Consider the following 20,388-nt stretch of genomic DNA (forward strand, 5'->3'; position numbering starts at 1 on the left):
AGATGTAATGCAAGACACGCTACTCAATTCGCTTATCTATGTGAGTCGTTATTATGGATTGGCGAATTCCCCAGAAGCACTGATCAACGGCCTACCTTTATCAGATGGGAAACTGACGCCTTTTCTCTTTCCTCGAGCCGCCGAAAGAGCGGGATTAATCGCCAAGGAAAATCGCTCAGCATTGGATCAAATCCCAAAGTTGGTTTTCCCCGTTATCTTAATTTTAAAAGGCGGTGAGGCCTGTGTGCTCAGCAGCATCAACGAAGCGAATCAAGAAGCTGAGGTCGTCACTGCGGAGTCTGGTCTAATCCCCGTAGCTATCCCCTTAGAGGAACTGACTGAACGCTATATTGGCCGCTACTTCATGGTGAAAAAACAGTTTCGCTATGACGAGCGATCACCGGAAATATTAAAGACCCGTGATGGCCACTGGTTTTGGGGTACGTTATGGCAGTCAAAGCACATTTATCGCGATGTGTTGATCGCTTCCATTTTAATCAATTTGTTTGCCATTGCGGCACCAATGTTCAGCCGTTTAGTGTATGACAAAGTCGTGCCTAACCTTGCGTTTGAAACCTTGTGGGTATTAGCGAGCGGGATTTTTGTGATCTTCTTATTCGATCTGCTCCTCAAACTACTTCGCAGTTATTTTATTGATGTGGCGGGCAAAAAATCTGACATTCTGATCTCTTCCAAGCTCTTTAGTAAAGTGATGGGGATCAGAATGGAGTCTCGTCCTCCTTCTGTCGGTGCGTTTGCGCGACATTTACAAGAGTTCGAATCCATACGCGAATTCTTTACCTCAGCAACCATCTCATCATTGATTGACCTGCCATTTGCACTGCTCTTTTTAGTGCTGATCTGGCTAATGGCGGGCAGCTTAGTGCTGGTACCTATCGCTGGTGTACTGATCATTGCTATCTATTCTCTGCTCATCCAAGCACCTCTACGACGGGCGATTGAAGAGGGCTCTCGACTGGCATCACAAAAATACGCCAACCTGATTGAAAGTTTAGCTGGACTTGAAACGGTGAAACTCTTTGGCGCTCAAAGTCAGTTTCAATATCGCTGGGAAGAAGCGGTCGCGCACATGGCGAACTGGAACATTAAAAGCCGTAGAATTACTGATGGTATTCAAAATACTGCCGGCTTTGTTCAGCAAGCCGCGAACGTTGGCATGATCATCTTAGGCGTCTATCTGATATCCAACGGCGATTTAACCATGGGTGGGCTCATCGCCGCAACCATGCTCAGCGGCCGTGCGATTGGCCCAATGGTGCAACTATCATTACTTTCAACACGCTACAACCAAGCCAAATCGTCCTTAAAAATCATTGAACAAGTGATGCAAATGCCCGATGAGCAAGAAGAAGGTAAACGCTATATTCATCGTCCGATTGTGCAAGGTAAAATTGAGCTAGACAAAATCACTTTTCACTACCCTAATGCGCCTGTTGCATCAATACGTGACTTAAGTATAACGATTCATCCGGGTGAAAAAGTAGCGATCATAGGCCGCATCGGCTCAGGGAAGACCACCTTAGAGCGCCTTATTATGGGGTTATATCAACCGACCGAGGGGAATGTTCGCATTGATGACACTGATATCGCGCAACTGCATCACATTGATGTGAGACGTAATATTGGTTGCGTACCTCAAGACAGCAACCTATTTTACGGTTCAATTCGCGATAACATCACGCTCGGGCGTCCCTTAGTTGATGATAGAGATGTGATGGATGCCGCCAACCGAGCGGGAGTTACCGCGTTCACACAGCAAGACCCCGCGGGGTTAGAACGACAAGTGGGTGAAGGCGGCTTGTTGTTGTCTGGTGGTCAGAGGCAAGCGGTAGCCATTGCTCGTGCATTGCTCGGACGCCCACCCGTTTTGCTACTTGATGAGCCCACCAGCGCCATGGACAATCGCTCTGAAATGCACATCAAACATCAACTGTCTCAATTGACACCAAGTGAGACGTTAATATTAATTACTCATAAAACGTCAATGCTCGATGTGGTTGATCGCGTCATTGTGATGGAGAAAGGCTGTGTCATTGCCGATGGTCCTAAATCGATGGTGTTAAACGATCTCAAACAGGGCAAAGTGAGATCAGTGCAATAGCCACCTTACTAGAAATAGCATAATCAGCAAAAAACGAGGCAAAATGCCTCGTTTTTTGCTTAGCACTCTGAGATAAGAATGTTAGATCCCTCCGACATCTTCATCTTCAAGCATCGAAGCACATTTAATCTCATACTGGTTAAATGAGAAGATACTAGCGCCATGAGCCCGCTTGGTGATGATCCGCTCATCATCAAATTGCACCGACACATGGGTATAAACTTTATTTTTGACTTCGATCGTATTCATTTCGAGCAATTGCTCAAACTCCTCTCCCAGCATATCCAACGCCAATTTTGCTTTTTCTAAACGATCATTAGTCTGTTTCTTAAATTCATCAATTTTTAGCAGTTCCTCTTCCGAGCGTTCCGCTTTAGGCTTTTTCTTAAATTCAATTTCACGGCGGATCACTTCCATCGTCGCTTCTTGCGCTTGTTTATAATGCTCTTTGTGTTTCGCGACCCGTTCTTTATACACAGCATAACGAGCAAAAGCCTGCACAGCCGTGGCAGTATCGCCTTCAACGCCTAGATTGAAGCAAACGATCTTACCACCAACTTTCGCGTGACCACCGCTGAGTGTGCCTTGCTTCTCTTTACTATCTAATACTTTTAGATCATTGCCACAGCGTAATTCATTGCTCATGCTGTGAACCGCTAAATTGATGTCATCTGCCGCTTGCAGTTCGCTAAATTGAGCATAGTTAGCCGTGATAGAGCCTCCTGATTTGATAATGCACGTTCTTGCTTCATCATCAAACACCGTATGGCCAATAATGCCTTTACCAACATCAATATTACCTTGGGCTTGAACATCAGCAGACTCAACAAACCCACCGATGGTGATTGAGCCCGTCGCTCTCACGATCATCCCAGGCTCGACATCGCCCGTGATGACAACACATCCTTTAAATTTCACGTGGCCAGTCGCTACACTGACGTTGTTTAAACATAAAGCGTTATCGACATCAACCGTTTTACTTTTCAGGATAGGCATGCCCGCTTGACTGGCCAGTAGCACATTCGGGTCATTGGGTGAGATGTAAGACCCCTTTCCTGCAACTAAGGCCGAGTCTTTACCTGGTTTAGGATCCAGCACTTTTCCCTGCACGGTATAGCCTGGCGTTCCTTTTGTTGCAGGAATTCGACGCATCACTTCATCATCTTGACCAACAGTGATGGTTTCACCTAAGTTGCGCATATCAATTTTGTTCTGTCCTTGCTTTTTGGTCGGTGCTAACACGCGCTTACTGACATCCTCAACCAAAGGAACAAATTGTGCGTCTTTACCTTGAATGGGTTCGCGCCCCTGCGCAACAGGTTGAGTGTATACTTCCCCTGGCTTCAAGGTATTACTTACCATTAACACTTTCTTTAAAGCCAGTTTGTTGATGCCTTTTGTCACGTGGGAATGAGCCAATGCATACACCAACTCACTACCGCGCAATGCTCTGCCACCATATGCACCCGTCACGACCATGCTGGCTAACATATCTCGATCACTAAATTCAATCTCAACCGAAGCGTTCTTTTTCTCTGCAATGGTGATTCCAGAGAATGCTTCACCCTTACCCTCTTTTGCACAGTTGATAAAGCGGGTAACTTCAGTTTCATTTAAGAAAAATGTCGATGCAGATAACTCAAACAATGCTTCTTTCAAGCCTGCTTGGTCAAAATTTTTGTCGATGGACTCCGTCCCAGGCAGCTGGGCAATGACTTGTTTTTTGTCCTCTGAAAGCGAAATTAAGCGTTTCCACATACTACTTAACCCATATGGTTAGATTCCGTTCGTATGGCAGTGTATACAATTTACAGTATGGACTAAATCTTTAGGCAACCAAATTAAGGGCTACATCACTTAGTCACGACGAAACGAACCACATAACCTAAAAATAAACGAAAGAATGAGTTACGCGGAATTTTACAGTGTAAATAATCTGTTCAGTATTCAGACAATATCGGAAAATCATGTTTACTGTTAAAGGCGTAAGTCACCTTAACAGTGCAACCATCTTTTGAATATTCCAATGACTCACACAATTTAGAGACCAACATAATCCCTCGACCGTGTGTACAGTTGCCGTCTGCAACCGTATGTTGGTAGTCAAAGCCTTCGCCATTATGCTCAAGTGAAAAGCTCAATTGTCCCACCGTTGGGTCATAATCAATGTCTAGTTTAATCCATAACGATTCATCTAACTCATCCATACACTCTTCACGTCGTTGGTAAAAAGTGAGAAATCCATCTGGGTCATCTTTTAGTGAAGAATTAAGTTTTAATAACCCATGCTCAATGGCATTGGCAAACAGTTCTGACAATACAGAGCAAACGAGGTCAAGATGCTCGCCACCACTGATAAAACCGCGAACAATGTTACGCATCTCGACCATAATTGAAATCTTTTTAAGAATTGAAGCAGGAAAAAAGAGATGGCTTTGCATTGGTATATGGCTAAGAAACTGTTTTTTTTGCGACGCTAATATTTCATTATTATTGGTAATTGGAAATGTCATTGAAAGAATTGAGAGGTCATCACCATGGCCACGATTGGAAAACTGGCATACTTCATCGTACAAATCTGAAATCTGAGTCTTACCGTTCCGTTGCAAAACTTGTTCGAGTCGCAACTGGCCAAATTGTTCCCCGTTTTCATTCATCGCTTCGGTAATACCGTCGGTATAACAGAGGATAGTTTGGTTAGGTTTTAATTTGAGATGAACTAAATTTACTTCAAATTCATCAGCATCCAGAACTCCCAGCGGCATATGTGTAGAAACGAGACGACGAACGATGTTGCTCTCTTCATCCAGTAAATAACCATCAGGCAAACCACCTCCCCACCACGAAACCTCGAAGCCGTTGGCTCGTATCTCAAATACACTGGCGGCAAGCATCATGCCAACAGGCAAAAACTTTACTAACGCACTATTAAGTTCTGCGACCATTTCGCCAAGCGACATCCCTTTTTCTGCCATTGAAAAAAAAGTACGCGTAGCAGGGATCGTTGAAATCGCGGCAGGTAATCCATGCCCAGTGGCATCAGCGATCATGATGTAGACGCCACCATAGGGCCGGTTCGCCACAATGATGAGATCACCATTAAAAATGGTCGAAGGTGTGGAGATATAACTGATGCCATAGATATTGCTGACTTTTGCACTCATCTCCTCCATTAAGTTGGTGAAAATGGATTCGGCGATGGCATAGTCATATTGTACTTGTTCGTTGAAATAATTGAGTTTATCTCGCTGTTGAGTGACTTCATTATGCATTTTCACAATACGGTAATGAGCCTGCACTTTAGCGAGCAGTACACTTCGCTCTACTGGTTTAAGAATAAAATCATCGCCCAGCGATAAACAGCGTTCAAACGAATCATGATCATCAAGCACGGTCAAAAATATAATAGGGATATGGTGATTAGGAAAAGAGTCGCGGATCTCTTTTGCAGTGGTGAAGCCATCTTTAACTGGCATCATCACATCCAACAAAATAACGTCGGGTAAGACGTCCATGACGAGCATCGCCTCAACAGCATCAGCGCCATTTTCGAAGGTATCGATATGCTCGGCAATAGGCAATAAGATAAACCGACACAGCTCCCTATTCGATTTATGGTCATCAACGATCGTTACGCGCATCGGCTCACTCCTTAAGCATTATTCGATACTAAATTTTTTATCAAACCGAGAAATCAGTAAGATTTTCCTTATTTGGGGTAAGGTATTGGTAATTCGGATCATGCCATCACTTTGCTCAAGATATTTCTGCATATTGAGCAGCATGCCAAGACCAGCACTGTCAATATAGTCCACCTTGCGTAAATCAATGGTGAATCTAAAACCTCGATAGGGTGAATAACTATTACGAAATTCTTTAACTAGGTTAAAGCCAAAAGCACCATCAATCGCGATAGTAATGTGTTTCGCATTGCTATCTATTTCAGTTTCTATACTCATCGTACTCCCTCCTAGAAAAGCTCGACTTCGCCTTCGTCCATATTAGTTTGGATTGCGGCGGGACCACTTCGATTGTGCAGGCGCTCTGTCAATTGGTGAAGTTGTTCTGCCCATGCTGCTTTAGTCATGCTTTGTGTTAGTAAAGCGTTCAATAGCTCATTTGCTTCTTGCAAATAATCAATAGACGCATTCGCATAATCACTTTGTTGAACCACAATGTCAGCAAATTGAAGGGCACGGACGCCATTACTCACTTGCTGGGTTAATTCTTGTCCTAATTCTTGAATTTTTTGCACTTCTTGCTCTATTTCTATATTCACTTGTTGGACACCACGCAGCATGTGGTCCACTTTCTCTTTCGACTCAATAACGTGAGTCATATCTATCGATGCCATTTCGCCAACGGTTTTGTTTGCTCTTTGTACTGTTTGTTGAGCAACATTAATTTCTGATTCAATTTGAGTATTCAGCGTTCTTGCTTTAACCGACAAGTCGCGCACCTCTTGAGCCACGACCGCGAAGCCTCGCCCGGCCTCGCCCGCTCGCGCTGCTTCAATCGCCGCATTCAGCGCCAATAAGTTGGTCTGTTCCGATAGGCTTCTCACTTGATTTAACAGTTTAAAGACCATATCCAATTTTTCTGACATGTCGTGAATGCTGTGTACCGCTGAAATACTTTTCTCCGAAATATCAATCAGAATTTGCACAAAGCCATCAATAATCGCCTCAGTCTTTGGTAGTACGGTGGTGAGATCATATTCGCTGCCTTGGTTTGCCAATAAGTTATTGACCAAGGTACTTGAGACGTGACTCTGTTTTTGGCTGATATCTTGCAAGCCAAAAAATGCGTTATTTAATGTCTCTACTGAACCTTCAATCACGGTGTGCTGCATGGTTAAAGGGCTACTCACTTTAGGTAGCGTCTCTTTGAACAGTTTTTCAATACTCTGTAGATGTTGCTGCGTTTCAAGAGTGGACTCTTCTTCAACCTTATTTTGGTTGGCTTTAGCTTTGTTTTGTTCACTAAAATTCATAGACAATACTAGCCAAGGTATTGCTGCCGCAAAAATCATTAACCCCATGCTCCATAAATTAGAGGAGTGAAGCATGACGGCAAAAAGGGCCATTAGCTGCAAAACTAAAGCTAAAATATATTTTGCTTTTGGTGTCACTGTTTTATTTATCATCACCCATTCCTTGCTTCTCTATGTTGAGCTTATTTAATGAGACAACACTAGCGATAGAGCTCATCACAAATCCATTGTGGTATGGCATTTAACGCTTTGATATTCTGTGTTGCGCCAATCTCTACTGCCGCTTTGGGCATTCCCCACACCACTGATGTTTTTTCGTCTTGAGCTAAAGTCAATGCGCCACACAACTTCATTTTGAGCATGCCTTGCGCTCCATCTTTACCCATCCCTGTTAAGAGGATACCGATGGCTTTGTCTCCCACATTTTCAGCAACCGTATCAAACATCACATCTACTGAGGGTTTATGACGATTGACCGCAGGTCTATCGTCAACTTGACAGTAAAGGTGAGTGCCTTTTTTTATCACCATCAGATGCTTATCTCCGGGAGCAACATAAGCGCATCCATTCACTAAAGGCGCTTGATTAGCGGACAACTCTCTCACCTCTACGGCGCTACAAAGATTCAAACGCTCTGCAAAGGGGCGAGTAAACATCGCACTGATATGTTGAGTGATCACGATCGGTGGCAACCCTGCTGGTAAAACAGAGAATATGCTTTTTAATGCTTCTGTTCCGCCCGTTGAGGCTCCAATCGCGATCAACTGATAACGCGCCTCTTGGTGGCTAACCGCTATCAGTTCGACCTGATTAACCGCCGCAGAATGATGCGATTGAACGACATTTGCCCCTGCCGCCATTTTTATTTTGTCGTTCACCAGCTCCCTATAACTTGCCATTTCAGCCGTGTTTTCGACCGACGGTTTAGGGAAGTAATCCACTGCACCAAGCTCTAATGCTTCTAACGTGGCTTGAGCGCCATGCTGGGTCAAGGTTGAAATCATCACTACCGGCATAGGGCGTAACCGCATAATATTTTTTAAAAATTGCACGCCATTCATTTTTGGCATTTCAATATCTAGCGTTAGCACATCAGGGTTGTGCTGCTTGATAAGCTCTCGGGCTTGGTAAGGATCTTGTGCCATTGCGACGACATCTAACATAGGGTCAGCATTAATCAGCTCGCAGAGCAGTGCTCTAAAAACGGGAGAATCATCGACAATCAGCACTTTGATTTTTTTCATTTAAATAGCTCCACATCATCACTCTCTTTATGCGCTTTACGATCCAACTGTGTGGCATAAACCTTTTCTTGAAAACTTAACCGGCTCACTTCGGTCAATGGAATTCTTTTTAGCCACACTTTACCTGTCATGGGTTCGAAAATGACTTTTCTCGGTTCGTCACCCCCCAAGTCACTGGCTTCGACAATAAGCCTTTCTTGCTCAACATAGTTTTTGATGAAATCTATGTTTTTCTGGCCAATCATGGCTTTAAAACCCAGCATTTGTGCTCCACCAAAGAGTTTTACTCGTAAGCGCTGACGCTCAGCCCCCATTTTGATCAACTGATTAATCAGTAGCTCCATCGCATAGCAACCATAACGAGAGGCGGTTGAAGCAATATCATCAGGATGCCAGTGAGCAATTTGTGAATAATTATCAAAAGGCAATAAAAAATGGTTCATCCCCCCAACTTTGGCCGCTTGGTCCCACATACAGGCGGTAACGCAAGAACCTAAACCGGTACAAATGACCTCTTGTCGCATCGTACAGTACAACCCACCGGGCAAAACCTTTACCCAATCCACTTTTTGTTGGGGATGATAAAATCGGCTGAAATTCCGATTGTCGGTTGCCAAATGCATCGCCAACGAGGTCATTAATTATTCCTCATTTTTTCACGTAAATGGTGTGGCCGAGATGATGAAAAACATCAGCACAGCGCCCCACACTTTCTGAATGACCCAAAAATAAAATCCCATTCGGTTTCAACCATTCATAGAACCTTTCGATCAAAGCCTCCTGCGTGGGTTTATCAAAGTAGATCATCACGTTTCGGCACGAAATGAGGTCTAAATTCTTAGGTAACGTCCAAGGAGATAATAAATTCAGTTGCTGAAAATGGACAAAACGTTGTAATTGACTGGCGATTTTTATTTTTCCCTGTTTGATACCGCGCCCTTTTACAAAGCACTTTTTAAGATAGTGCTGTGGAATAGTAACCACAGCCTCATCGGTATAAATGCCCGCTTGCGCATGTGCCAAAACCTGTGTGTCTAAATCTGTTGCGTAGATATCAACATTGTCTGCGAAATCAAATAAACCGCTGCTGTATAACGACGCAATAAAACTGTATGGCTCTTCACCACTAGAGCAGCCAGCAGACCAAATTTTAGGATGACGCACGCCCTGTGATCGCCACTCATCGAGCAGTACTTTTTCTAAAAACTCAAAGTGGTGATACTCGCGAAAAAACTGGGTTTTGTTAGTCGTTAACGCATTGATGAAGTGGATCCGCTCTTGCTCATTATGCTCAATAAGCTCCTTGTAATCACAGAAACGCTGAATCCCCCGTCGACGCATCTGACGGCTCAAACGGCCGTAAACCATCGCTCGCTTAGCATCCGACAAGTAAATACCAGCCGTTTTGTGCATAAACCACTGGATGAATTTGAAATCCTTTGCGGTGAGTTCAAATTCTTGGTCATTGTTCATCATGATTGGATGGCTATCTGTTAGAACTCTTCCCATTCATCTCCATCCTCATTGAGGTTGAGCCCAGAATTGGCAACGTTATTGGTGGCTTTAATGCCTGCCACTTTCTTGACCTTGGGTTTGGGTTGATGGGCGGAGATGGGTGTTCTTTTGGGCTCGAACGTTTTGATGTTGTCATCGGTGGTGAAATAGCTCATCAAGCTAATCAGCTCTTTCCCTTCATCTTTCAACGATTGGCTGGCCGCAGAGGTTTGTTCAACAAGAGAGGCATTTTGCTGCGTCATCTCATCCATGGCTGTAATTGCACGATTGATTTCGTCAATGCCCGTCGATTGTTCAATACTGGATGATGCAATTTGGGCGATGAGATCAGATACTTTTGCTACAGCGTCCACAATCTCATTCAATGTTGCTCCTGACTCATCAACTAAACGCGATCCCTCTTCGACTTTCTCAACACTATCTTTAATCAGCCCTTTAATCTCTTTCGCCGCTGCTGCGCTACGCTGCGCAAGGTTTCGAACCTCTCCAGCAACAACAGCAAATCCACGCCCTTGTTCTCCGGCTCTTGCCGCTTCTACCGCTGCGTTCAAAGCCAATAAATTGGTTTGAAAGGCTATCTCGTCTATCACTCCAATAATATCGGCAATCTTCTTACTCGAACGATTAATTTCCGACATGGCCGAGATCGCTTGCCCCACCACTTCACCACCTTTACTGGCTTTTTTGGCAGCATCACTCGCTAGATCGTTCGCACCTTTGGCGTTATCTGCATTTTGGCGCACGGTCGCTGTCATCTCTTCCATACTCGCGGCCGTTTCTTCTAAATTGGATGCTTGAGCTTCCACCCGTTGGCTCAAATCATTATTGCCTTGCGCGATTTCTGTTGACGCCGTAGCCACTCTGGCAGAAGAAATGGTGATTTTTTCAACCATATCGCGCAGGTTAGCAATCGAGGTATTGACCGCATTTTGCAGTTGACCAAACTCACCTTGGCTGCCCTCTTCCATCTTGGTATTCAAATCGCCATCTGCCACTTTGCTCATGACGTCAATACACTGAGCCAGCGGTGAAACTAAGGTATCAAGCAAGTTATTAATCCCCTCGCCCAACTCCCGCATAAATCCGCTGTACACGGTGGTATCAATTCGTTCATTCAACTGCCCTGCGATAGCTTTTTGAATGAGGCTCTCTACTTGGTATTGACCATCTTGTTGTTCGGTAATATCGATCCATTGCAATGCAGGGCCAATGTATTCCCCTTTGTGATTGTGCATCGCAATACAAGTTAAATTAAATTGCAGCGCCCCCACTTTGATGTTGGATGAAAATGGCAAACGATCAGGGTTGGCAATAATGCTACGTTGATGGCCCGGGTTTTTATGAAATATATCGATATTTTGTCCGACCAGATTATTGACGTCAAAGCTTGTTAATACTGTCCTCAACTCACTTTCTCTTGTACGCATCAACTTGGTCAATGAAGGGTTTAAGTATTGAATAATACCCTCTTTATCGGCCATCATTAGGTTGGTTGTCATCCCCTCGACTGCCGAAGCTAAGCGGCCTATTTCTTGCTCTTTTGCAATCTCTTGAGTGACATCACGCCACTCTAATGTGTTCCCGATATAAATACCGTCTTCATCAATAATGGCGCCAACATTAAGCTCGATCTTCACTCCTTTAATAGTAATCATGGTAGTGAAAGGCAAGTTGGCTGGATTCGACAACATTTGGCGTTGATGCTGTGGATTGACGTGAAAACCATCGATGCAGTAGCCAATCAATGATGACTCTTCAGCTTTAAAATCAGGCCAGACACTTTGAAAAAGCACTTCATGCTGCTTGAGTAGAATCAATGACTGCTTATTGAGATAGGTGATTTGAAAATCTCGGTTAATCATCATCAATGCGGTTTTTGCTGCATTAAGAGCAGAAAGAAGCTGCTGATTGGAGAGCCCTTCATTCTCATCGACCAATGGATCTTCTATCTGCTCAACAAATTTTTTTGGTTCTGGTTTGCGGTTCCAAAATGCCATGAGTATTCCCTCACAAAATAGCGTCTTCTACGAATGTCTGATTTAACCCAGGTACATCAAAAAGGGTCTCGATATTAATTAGGATCAAATGACCGTTAGCCACACTAGCAATTCCCTTCATAAATTGTGGTTCAACCGTGGTGGATAAGGCTGGTACAGGTTTTATCTCTTCAGCGGCTAAGTCATACACTTCTGAAACACCATCGACAATAATGCCGAGCGGATTGCGTTGCGCGTCATTCAAAACGATAACAACTGTCGTGGCCCCAATCTGTGCAGGTGGCAGACGAAAACGAATTCGAAGATCAACAATCGGTACATACTCACCACGGATATTGAGTAAGCCAACTAAGTAATCCGGTGCATTGGGTACAGAGCGCACATCACTCCAGCCGCGAACTTCTCGGACCTCAAGGATTGGCACAGCGTACTCATCGTTATCCAGCACGAAACTAAGAAACTCTTGTTTAGACATCAGGGTTCCTCACTCAGTATTCGGTGCATATCAAGGAGCCCTTGGGTATCGAGCAGTGACATGACCTCTTCGCCAACATTGAGCAAACCGAGCGAATACGCAGCGGCAGGTGTTTCCCCCACGGCAGGAAACAGCACATTATCTCCCTGGCCAATCACATCACTCACTGCATCAACGACTAAGCCCATAATACGAGGCCGCTCTTGTTGAAGGCTACGAAGTACCAACACCACAGTCGTGGGAAAGTAGCCACAAGCCTCCATACCAAATCGAAGACGCAGATCGATAATAGGCACAATCATGCCGCGTAAATTAATCACACCTTTCACAAAGCTAGGCGCGCGAGGAATAGGCGTAGGTGGCTCCCATACTCGAATCTCTTCAACATCTTGAATTGCTACCCCGTACAACTCATTCGCTAACCGGAAACTCAGAAAATCGGCCTCACAGCTTCTTTCTTCATAAACAGCATTCAAAACACTCTGTGTTTGATTCTCTTGTTGATAATTTGGTGAATAATCATATTCCATGGCTCTTCTCTGTCACCTTCACTAAGCGGCAATAATCTTGGGAGATAAACTTGAACGTCGATTCGAGTACGTGGAGATTAACCCTTGAATATCTAAAATGAGCGAAACGGAACCATCTCCCAAAATCGTAGCTCCTGATATGCCTGCCACTTTGCAGTAATTTGACTCCAAGCTCTTTATAACCACTTGCTGTTGGTCTAGTAGCTCATCAATCAATAAGCCAACGCGGCACCCAGCGGCTTCAACAAAGCAGAGTATTCTATCGGGCAAAGCACCACTTGATCCCATTTCCAGTTCATCTTGCAGACGTAAGATAGGAATGTTTTCGTCACGAAGCCGGTACAGCTCAACCCCACCGGCGGCATACTTCACATTAGCTAGGTTGATTTGGATAGATTCGATAATGGTGAGCAGTGGGATGATGTAAACTTCCCCGCCTACTTTGATCAATTGCCCATCGAGGATGGCTAAAGTGAGTGGTAAACAGATAGTGAAATGGCTGCCTTTACCTAACGTGGATTCGACATCAATATGCCCACCCAACTCTTCGATATTACGTTTTACAACATCCATACCGACGCCACGACCTGAAATATCAGACACTTGTTCTGCTGTTGAAAACCCTGCGGCAAAAATAAGGTTAAGGATCTGTTTGTCGGTGATCTCTTCACGCCGTGTATCTTTAGGTAATACACCTTTTTCTAGCGCCTTTTGAAATATTCTTTCACAGTTTATCCCCGCGCCATCATCTTTCACTTCGATCACTATCGAGCCACCTTGATGATAAGCATGTAGTTCAATGGTGCCGATTTCTGGTTTGCCTTGTTCAAGGCGAATGTGTGGCTGCTCAATTCCGTGGTCAATACCATTTCTGACTAAATGGACCAATGGATCAACAATACGTTCAAGGACGGTTTTATCGAGCTCGGTGTGCTCGCCAATGATGTTCAGTTCTACTTTTTTTTCAAGTCGGCCGCACAAGTCTCGCACAAGGCGAGGAAAGCGGCTAAAAGCAAAGCTCATCGGCAGCATGCGAATATTGAGCACATTTTCTTGTAAATCTTTACTGTTTTGCAAAAGCTGAACTAGGCCTGCTTGCAACTTTTCTAATTTATCCATGGTGAAATCGTTGCCGATTTCGGTCAGCATTGATTGGGTGATAACAAGTTCCCCAACCAAATTAATCAGGCTGTCGACTTTCTCAATATCGACGCGAATAGAGCTTACGCTGGATTCTGCTTTAGCCACTTTGGGCGCAACAGCGGGCGTAGACTCTATTGATTTTATGAGATCGATGGGTTTTATGAGATCAACTTGCTCTGCCGATTCGGTAGGGGGAACAGCGTTCGCATGAAACGTAGGTGGCACCTCGGCCGAAGATTCCTCACTCTCGCTGATCATACCTTGGGTCGTCGATTCTGGTACTAAAGGTTCAACAATTAAGTCACATTCATCTTCAACCCATTCAAAAATTTCGCGAATATCACTCTCTTGCACTTGGCTACTGAGAAAAATAGTCCAGCTTAAATAACAAAGCTCAGCCTCTATTTCCACCAATTCGGGAAGGTGCTCAAGCTGAGCTTCCGCCCTGCACTGATCATCCAGTTCATAAAGCTCTCGCAGCAACCGAAGTGGATCATTACCACTGAAATAAAGTTCTCTATGCGGAGTAAAAACGACTTTCCAACCTAAGTTGTTCTCGTTGTCAGAAGCCTTTAAGAGCGATGACGTCTGTTCATCTTCGGCGTCAAGCGGGTGATGGTCTGCTAGCTCATGATCAACCGTTGAATTGTCAGCAAGTAAAGCATGCAGTGACTGGCTGACTCTCTGCTGAAGCTCACTATCAACCTCACCGTGGCTCTCATGCCCCGCGAGCATATTGCGAATGCAATCACCGCTTTTCAGTAAAATGTCCACACTTTGAGCGGTGAGAGTTGATTTTTCGTTACGGACGAGGTCAAGATACGCTTCGACAGAGTGGGTAAATTCACTGATATCCAGTAAACTAAAGGTCGCAGCGCCACCTTTAATCGAATGGGCAGCCCGAAAAATGGTATTAATAGTCTCTTTCTCAACCTGATTAGGGTCAAGATTAAGCAGTACATTTTCAAGCACTTCAAGATTTTCACGACACTCTTCGTAAAACATCTTGCGCAACAGTTCCATGTCTAAAGCCATAGCTCTTCCTGCCAGTTAACGTCGTTTAACGAATGAAGCTTTTAATAAAATACGGTGTTCTATATGACCCGTTTTAGTGTTTTCAATAGCGTCTCAGGGTTGAACGGTTTGACCAACCATCCTGTAGCTCCCGCGAGTTTTCCTTCTTGTTTCTTTTCCATACTCGTTTCAGTGGTTAACATCAAAATAGGTATAAACTTATATTGAGCATGACCACGTATTGCTTTAACTAACTCAAAACCACCCATCACTGGCATGTTGACGTCCGAAATAACAACATCAAATTTGGTTTGTTGTGCCTTACGTAATGCATCACTTCCATCAGTAGCGGTTTCAACGTCATAGCCTGCATCTTTCAATGTATGGCTTAGCATTTGACGAATTGAAACCGAATCATCAACCGCGAGGATCTTTGTCATAGCCCCTTCCTTGCAAAATCTCATTACTCTGCGAACAAGCTTTCTAAAGCCAGTAGCGCAATACCTTCATTGAGCGTGTTTGTTGCGTTAACTAAAGTGATCTCAATTCCAGCTCGCTCTGCTGTCATAAACAAAGAAGCAAGCAGTTGCAGACCGGCAGCATCCACGCTATTAACTCGTGATGCATCTATCGTTAAAGGAGGAGTTAGGCTTAGCCATTGAAGATAATTTGCTTTGGAATCTAGTACCGTTGAAATTTCCAAAGACTCCGCCAACAAAAAATCCATATCTCATCCTTACGTACTATTTATATTCTATTTTTTAGGAGAACACCTGACTTTGAGTGTAGGAGGGAATACTCATTAAGCAAATGATTGAACACGTTAGGAACAAAAATAAAAACCTCACAATAAGGGGGACCGTATGGTTAACTCATTAATATAGTTTGGATTTTTTTATTCTGTGACTAGAACAAAAAATCCTACTCTTAAGACGTAAGTAGTAGGACTTTTTTGTCATATGACAAGCACAGTACACCTGGAGAAAGTGTCTGCTCTTACATTATTCACGCTTTACACTGTAAATTGGCTGCAGTTCATTGCGTTGAATGATCAACTTTACAGTGTAAATCATCTAATAGTCGATTAAGGTCATGACGGAGGGTAGCCTCAATCATTTTCCGTCCAGTGAGGTTTAATTGACTGGCACACTCTTGCCAGCTTTTCCTTTGCAATACTTTGACAATAAGTACATCAGATAACAGTGATAGAGCAGCTTTATCCAATGAAGTAATTAGCCGATGAATCCATACACTCACACTCTCATAATCCGCACCGCCTTGTGCGTAACAACGTAGCAATGAATAAGGTAGGAAATTAACTTCATTTGAATCCGCGCATGCGACACGATCTCGGACTAATGACAAGATGGTCCGAACCAAAGCCGGCTCTAAACTTTGCAAAGAATCAGATAGCGAGAAAATGAAATGCTGCTCGAAAATTTGTTCAGCCCGAGTTAACCAATCCAATTTTTTCTCTTGGAGCATGATTAAGGAAAAACAGCCACTTGCGCTGTCTCTGTGGCTCCCTAGTTTTATCGGAACAAATTGGTTCTTAGCCCAAAAAGCCATTAAATCGCTCGTTACGCCAAAACTCGTCGCTAAATAGTCGGCATCATTTTCCAACATGCACGCTTCAATCAAGCGGCTGCCTAACCCTTGATTTTGTAATTCGGGATGAACTGCAATACGCATGATGCGCTGACAAACACTCTGCGCTGCCTGCGTAATACCTACTTGATTAGCTAAGCAAACAGGAACTAGATGACCTTTAGGACGCCGCTTTCCTCGTTGGATCTCTTCCACTAAAGCGCTACAAAGCCCACCTTCACGAACTGTCAGCAAACAACCGACACAAACCTCGCCTACCATTGCAGCAACTAGCTGAACTTTATCGTCCGCTAAAAAATGAAATAGATCGTTCGGTGATGTCTGGTAATGAGCATTCACTAATAACGAAAAAATAGCGGCTAAGCGTGTCGGGTTGGCAATGAGTTGAGCCTTATCCAGATGCTCAATGTTAAGTGTCGCTAACTGTTCTGATGTCATCGCCGGCAATGTAGCTAAATCATAATGAAGGAGGAAAGTATCGTAATGCCACGCTTCTAACGGATCACCCTGACGCCAACGGATCGGCTGATCTAAATGGAGAGTTCGAGTCCCAGCTCGATGGTGTACTAACCAAGTTTGAAACTTAAGCGTGAACCCTCTCCCACACCCTTCGTAGCCATGAATGGTGGTAGAGAAGACCACACGATGATAGTGTTCAACCCAGTTTTTTAACATTGATAAAGGCAGCGCGGCCGCTTCATCTACCAATAGGAGATCACATTGTGGCCGATGCAAAATCAGCTCATCCGGTGCCACAAACGTCAATGACGAGTTTTGCCAAGTAAGGGATTGTCTGGTGACGTGAGCGCCTGCTAAACCTTTAGCCGCATGTTCAAATATCGGCGCTACGGCATGGATTGAGGGTGCCGTGACCACAATATCTAATGAACGAGACGCCATCAATTTAGCCGCAGCAATACCAAGCGCACTGCTTTTCCCTCGTCCCCGATCGGCAGTGAGAACCAATGGTCGCTTGCGATGCCCATCCATCACACGAAGAATTGCTGAAACCGCATCAACTTGCTGTTCATAAATCGGTGATTGAGAGCTGACTCGTGGATAAACGGGTAAAGGAGGGCAAGGTTGATTCTGTTCTATAACAACAAGCTGTTCGAACGCTCGCGTTAACCAGCGCTCAGCAAAAGAGTCGTTACGCTGAGGGGCTTCAATGATCAACAGTAACCCACCACCGACCAGTGAACCCAGCGCAGCACTGAAACTGTTCGCATCAAAACCATGGTGATTGTCACAAATAAGTAAATGGCATTCTTGACCAAGAAACTGCTGCCCTTTGTTGAAGGGGGCATAACGAATGCATGGTAACGGTTCTCCACCTAACTGAAATATGGCTTGCCCCTCATTTTTTGCGAGAAAATGCATAAGCACGTGTTGTTGCCATTGAAGCTCACCACGGATTAAGAGCCCCATACGCCATAGGCTATTCTCAGCCTGCACCATCAAATCATCTAAATAAGCCGCTATCATGTTCATATTTACGCCACCTCGCTGAAACGCAATGGTAGCACAGCCGCTATAATCACTGTGCGTCGTTAAAAATATTTTTCTTTACGACAAATTATATTTGCTTTAATCGTGACCATTTTTAACTAATTATTCACCTACACCCCAGTACATTTCTGGGCTATTTAAGGAATTCAAATGCAATGAAAACTTTCATCAAAGGATTGGTTTTGGCAGCAGCTCTAACTTCTTCACACGTAAGCGCAGACAACAAAACACTCAACGTTTATGCATGGGGAGGATATCTTCCAGAAAAATCCCTCAAGCAGTTTGAGCAGCAGGAAGGGGTAACGATTAACTATTCGACCTTTGAAAATAACGAGTCAATGTATACCAAGCTCAAGTTGCTCAAAGGTGGCGGTTATGATGTGGTTTTTGCCTCAGCGTATTTCATTGAAAAAATGGGACGTGAAGGGTTACTAACCGAGCTGGATCATGCACAAATCCCGAACATGAAAGATGCCATGCCTTCACTACTCGGCCAAGCACACGATCCCAAAAATAGTTATTCCCTGCCCTATATTTGGGGGATCACTGGCCTCAGCTATAACGAAGCATTAGTACCAGAAGGTGTCTCTCGCTGGGCTGATTTGTGGGATAAGAAATATAGCCAACAAGTGATGTTGATTGACGATATTCGCGATGTCTTTGGTATGGCGCTGATCTTAAATGGCTTCAGTATTAATACAAAAAATGAAAAAGAGATTGAAAAAGCCTACCAATCATTGGTCGCGTTAAAAGATAATGTACTGTTGTATAACTCTGATGCGCCACATGTGCCTTATGTCTCAGGTGAAGCAGCGTTAGGGATGCAATGGAACGGGAATGCTTACCAAGGCCAAGTTGAGATGCCAGAGCTAAAATTTGTAATGCCGGAAGAAGGCGCAGTCTTGTGGATGGATAACTTTACTATTCCATCAGGAAGCAACAACAAAGCGTTGGCGCATAAATTCATCAACTTCATGTATCAAGCAGAGAACCAAGCTGAGATTGTGAATAGCTTAGGTTATGCATCGGCAACAAAAAGCGGCCGAGCGTTGCTTCCAGCAGAACTTCGCGACAATCCAACGATTTTTCCAGCCGATGAAGATATGGCTAAAGGGGAATTCATTAATGATGTTGGGCCTGAAGCGCTCGCTATCTACGAAAAATACTGGCAGCGTTTAAGAAATCAATAGATTCGAACTGAATAGACTTAGTTACTAAAAAACCCGCCGTGGCGGGTTTTTATTCTTTACATGATGGATGCTTAATCAAGCTTAGATTGGATAAAATCTAATATTTCTTGCACCGTAGCATCATCCACCTTTTTCAAATTAAGCGCTAAATTACTGCCTTTACGACTGTAACTTACGCGGCCTTTGATCAGATCAATTTTTACATGCTCAGTGCGCTTAGGTGGCAACAACTCTTGTATCCAAGACTCTATTGTCTCTGTGACTTCTTTCGTCAATCGGGCAACACCTTGTACGCTACTACGCTGCCAAACAAATCCATCTTCAGATTGACACTTTTCCAACAAATTTGCTTGTTGCTTTGCATCGAGTTCATTAAATTGTTTATGCAATTTAACTATGGTTGGACGACCTAATTCAACCACATTTGGATAAGCTTGCAATAGCTCAAGTGGCAAAGCCGCTGCTTTTAGAGCACCACTTACTAGGGCCTCACTGCATTGAAATATCTTGGCTAAAGCTTTTTGGTCTTCCGCTTCACCGTTATCCAGCTTCGCTTGCATCTCTTTACCCTTCTCATAAAGAGAAAGCGGCTTGTGCGCGTTTGCCACATCCGAAAGAAACTTCGCATGTTCCGAGTTTATGTCTTCAGCAACATAAACCAAAAATTCTTTACCCGCCAAGATACAAGACATTCGACGACGGCTGCCATCAAGGACTTCAATTTTGCCCCCAGCGGTTTTACGACCAACCGCAGGATATTGCTGACCACGCTCGCGTAATGTACTCAATACATCAGATAGAGCATGCTCATTCAGAAAAGCTTGTTCACGCGCATTCTGCGTAAAAACAATCGTCTTTTCCGCTACTTGATCTGCGGGAATCCTGACCAGTTCGAAAGTGACTAACTCTTCTCCCGCAACCGCCAATTCGATGATTTGCGCTTGTTCTTTCGCTGCCGTTTGGGCTTCTTGCGGGGTGGTTGCACGTCGCTTATTCGCTTTACCAAACAGTTTCGCATTTAGTTCAGACGTTTTAATTGCCATGTTTT

The 20,388-nt window shown here is 44.1% G+C and carries 17 protein-coding genes; 2 read left to right on the forward strand and 15 right to left on the reverse strand.

The window, feature by feature from the left end; genetic code table 11:
* Positions 1–7: 7 nt before the first annotated feature.
* Complete coding sequence (locus AACQ79_RS09210) at positions 8–2,122, forward strand: type I secretion system permease/ATPase (protein WP_013868207.1); 2,115 nt, start codon at positions 8–10, stop codon at positions 2,120–2,122.
* A gap of 81 nt (positions 2,123–2,203) precedes the next feature.
* On the opposite strand, the gene AACQ79_RS09215 is transcribed toward AACQ79_RS09210, so the two are convergent.
* The 14 genes from AACQ79_RS09215 to AACQ79_RS09280 form a co-directional block, all read right to left on the reverse strand.
* Complete coding sequence (locus tag AACQ79_RS09215) at positions 2,204–3,880, reverse strand: DUF342 domain-containing protein (RefSeq protein WP_094128638.1); 1,677 nt, start codon at positions 3,878–3,880, stop codon at positions 2,204–2,206.
* Positions 3,881–4,062: 182 nt separating this feature from the next.
* Complete coding sequence (locus AACQ79_RS09220; RefSeq protein ID WP_170898976.1) at positions 4,063–5,763, reverse strand: ATP-binding SpoIIE family protein phosphatase; 1,701 nt, start codon at positions 5,761–5,763, stop codon at positions 4,063–4,065.
* 18 nt (positions 5,764–5,781) lie between these two features.
* On the reverse strand, positions 5,782–6,081 hold the full coding sequence (locus AACQ79_RS09225; protein ID WP_013868210.1) for an STAS domain-containing protein: 300 nt from the start codon (positions 6,079–6,081) through the stop codon (positions 5,782–5,784).
* Positions 6,082–6,092: 11 nt separating this feature from the next.
* The gene (locus AACQ79_RS09230; protein ID WP_170898977.1) at positions 6,093–7,271 is read right to left on the reverse strand and encodes a methyl-accepting chemotaxis protein; all 1,179 of its coding nucleotides are present in this window, start codon (positions 7,269–7,271) and stop codon (positions 6,093–6,095) included.
* 44 nt (positions 7,272–7,315) lie between these two features.
* Positions 7,316–8,359: a protein-glutamate methylesterase/protein-glutamine glutaminase gene (locus tag AACQ79_RS09235; RefSeq protein WP_170898978.1), complete on the reverse strand. Its 1,044-nt coding sequence runs from the start codon at positions 8,357–8,359 to the stop codon at positions 7,316–7,318.
* On the reverse strand, positions 8,356–8,997 hold the full coding sequence (locus AACQ79_RS09240; RefSeq protein ID WP_094145791.1) for a chemotaxis protein CheD: 642 nt from the start codon (positions 8,995–8,997) through the stop codon (positions 8,356–8,358). Before AACQ79_RS09240 ends, AACQ79_RS09235 begins: the two co-directional genes overlap by 4 nt.
* Before the next feature lie 10 nt (positions 8,998–9,007).
* On the reverse strand, positions 9,008–9,868 hold the full coding sequence (locus AACQ79_RS09245) for a CheR family methyltransferase (RefSeq protein WP_017044936.1): 861 nt from the start codon (positions 9,866–9,868) through the stop codon (positions 9,008–9,010).
* Positions 9,853–11,871 (reverse strand): methyl-accepting chemotaxis protein, encoded by a 2,019-nt coding sequence (locus AACQ79_RS09250; protein WP_017044937.1) that lies wholly within the window; start codon positions 11,869–11,871, stop codon positions 9,853–9,855. Before AACQ79_RS09250 ends, AACQ79_RS09245 begins: the two co-directional genes overlap by 16 nt.
* 10 nt (positions 11,872–11,881) lie before the next feature.
* Positions 11,882–12,346 carry a chemotaxis protein CheW gene (locus AACQ79_RS09255; RefSeq protein ID WP_013868216.1) on the reverse strand — a complete coding sequence of 155 codons (465 nt, stop codon included), beginning with the start codon at positions 12,344–12,346 and terminating at the stop codon, positions 11,882–11,884.
* Positions 12,346–12,876: a chemotaxis protein CheW gene (locus tag AACQ79_RS09260; RefSeq protein WP_170898979.1), complete on the reverse strand. Its 531-nt coding sequence runs from the start codon at positions 12,874–12,876 to the stop codon at positions 12,346–12,348. Before AACQ79_RS09260 ends, AACQ79_RS09255 begins: the two co-directional genes overlap by 1 nt.
* A 21-nt stretch (positions 12,877–12,897) precedes the next feature.
* Positions 12,898–15,054 carry a chemotaxis protein CheA gene (locus tag AACQ79_RS09265; RefSeq protein ID WP_170898980.1) on the reverse strand — a complete coding sequence of 719 codons (2,157 nt, stop codon included), beginning with the start codon at positions 15,052–15,054 and terminating at the stop codon, positions 12,898–12,900.
* A 59-nt stretch (positions 15,055–15,113) separates the two neighbouring features.
* Positions 15,114–15,473 (reverse strand): response regulator, encoded by a 360-nt coding sequence (locus AACQ79_RS09270; protein ID WP_026028445.1) that lies wholly within the window; start codon positions 15,471–15,473, stop codon positions 15,114–15,116.
* A gap of 23 nt (positions 15,474–15,496) precedes the next feature.
* The gene (locus AACQ79_RS09275) at positions 15,497–15,760 is read right to left on the reverse strand and encodes an STAS domain-containing protein (RefSeq protein ID WP_017044940.1); all 264 of its coding nucleotides are present in this window, start codon (positions 15,758–15,760) and stop codon (positions 15,497–15,499) included.
* 308 nt (positions 15,761–16,068) lie between these two features.
* Positions 16,069–18,132, reverse strand: coding sequence for a tRNA(Met) cytidine acetyltransferase TmcA (locus AACQ79_RS09280; RefSeq protein WP_170898981.1), 2,064 nt, complete (start codon positions 18,130–18,132; stop codon positions 16,069–16,071).
* A 173-nt stretch (positions 18,133–18,305) separates the two neighbouring features.
* Between AACQ79_RS09280 and AACQ79_RS09285 the strand changes: the two genes are divergently transcribed.
* The gene (locus AACQ79_RS09285; protein ID WP_017044942.1) at positions 18,306–19,340 is read left to right on the forward strand and encodes an ABC transporter substrate-binding protein; all 1,035 of its coding nucleotides are present in this window, start codon (positions 18,306–18,308) and stop codon (positions 19,338–19,340) included.
* 71 nt (positions 19,341–19,411) lie between these two features.
* Here the strand turns inward: AACQ79_RS09285 and AACQ79_RS09290 are convergent, their stop codons facing one another.
* A complete protein-coding gene (locus tag AACQ79_RS09290; RefSeq protein ID WP_017049342.1) occupies positions 19,412–20,383 on the reverse strand; it encodes a ParB/RepB/Spo0J family partition protein in 972 nt (323 codons plus the stop codon).
* Positions 20,384–20,388 lie beyond the last annotated feature (5 nt).

This window comes from Vibrio sp. 3-2(1) (genome assembly GCF_963887575.1).
In the GTDB taxonomy this organism is placed as follows: Bacteria; Pseudomonadota; Gammaproteobacteria; order Enterobacterales; family Vibrionaceae; genus Vibrio; species Vibrio anguillarum.

Excerpts from the sequence above, each read along its gene's own strand:
- AACQ79_RS09210 (WP_013868207.1), top strand. The coding sequence starts at position 8 with ATGCAAGACACGCTACTCAATTCGCTTATCTATGTGAGTCGTTATTAT.
- AACQ79_RS09215 (WP_094128638.1), bottom strand. The coding sequence starts at position 3,880 with ATGTGGAAACGCTTAATTTCGCTTTCAGAGGACAAAAAACAAGTCATT.
- AACQ79_RS09220 (WP_170898976.1), bottom strand. The coding sequence starts at position 5,763 with ATGCGCGTAACGATCGTTGATGACCATAAATCGAATAGGGAGCTGTGT.
- AACQ79_RS09225 (WP_013868210.1), bottom strand. The coding sequence starts at position 6,081 with ATGAGTATAGAAACTGAAATAGATAGCAATGCGAAACACATTACTATC.
- AACQ79_RS09235 (WP_170898978.1), bottom strand. The coding sequence starts at position 8,359 with ATGAAAAAAATCAAAGTGCTGATTGTCGATGATTCTCCCGTTTTTAGA.
- AACQ79_RS09240 (WP_094145791.1), bottom strand. The coding sequence starts at position 8,997 with ATGACCTCGTTGGCGATGCATTTGGCAACCGACAATCGGAATTTCAGC.
- AACQ79_RS09245 (WP_017044936.1), bottom strand. The coding sequence starts at position 9,868 with ATGGGAAGAGTTCTAACAGATAGCCATCCAATCATGATGAACAATGAC.
- AACQ79_RS09250 (WP_017044937.1), bottom strand. The coding sequence starts at position 11,871 with ATGGCATTTTGGAACCGCAAACCAGAACCAAAAAAATTTGTTGAGCAG.
- AACQ79_RS09255 (WP_013868216.1), bottom strand. The coding sequence starts at position 12,346 with ATGTCTAAACAAGAGTTTCTTAGTTTCGTGCTGGATAACGATGAGTAC.
- AACQ79_RS09260 (WP_170898979.1), bottom strand. The coding sequence starts at position 12,876 with ATGGAATATGATTATTCACCAAATTATCAACAAGAGAATCAAACACAG.
- AACQ79_RS09265 (WP_170898980.1), bottom strand. The coding sequence starts at position 15,054 with ATGGCTTTAGACATGGAACTGTTGCGCAAGATGTTTTACGAAGAGTGT.
- AACQ79_RS09270 (WP_026028445.1), bottom strand. The coding sequence starts at position 15,473 with ATGACAAAGATCCTCGCGGTTGATGATTCGGTTTCAATTCGTCAAATG.
- AACQ79_RS09275 (WP_017044940.1), bottom strand. The coding sequence starts at position 15,760 with ATGGATTTTTTGTTGGCGGAGTCTTTGGAAATTTCAACGGTACTAGAT.
- AACQ79_RS09280 (WP_170898981.1), bottom strand. The coding sequence starts at position 18,132 with ATGAACATGATAGCGGCTTATTTAGATGATTTGATGGTGCAGGCTGAG.
- AACQ79_RS09285 (WP_017044942.1), top strand. The coding sequence starts at position 18,306 with ATGAAAACTTTCATCAAAGGATTGGTTTTGGCAGCAGCTCTAACTTCT.
- AACQ79_RS09290 (WP_017049342.1), bottom strand. The coding sequence starts at position 20,383 with ATGGCAATTAAAACGTCTGAACTAAATGCGAAACTGTTTGGTAAAGCG.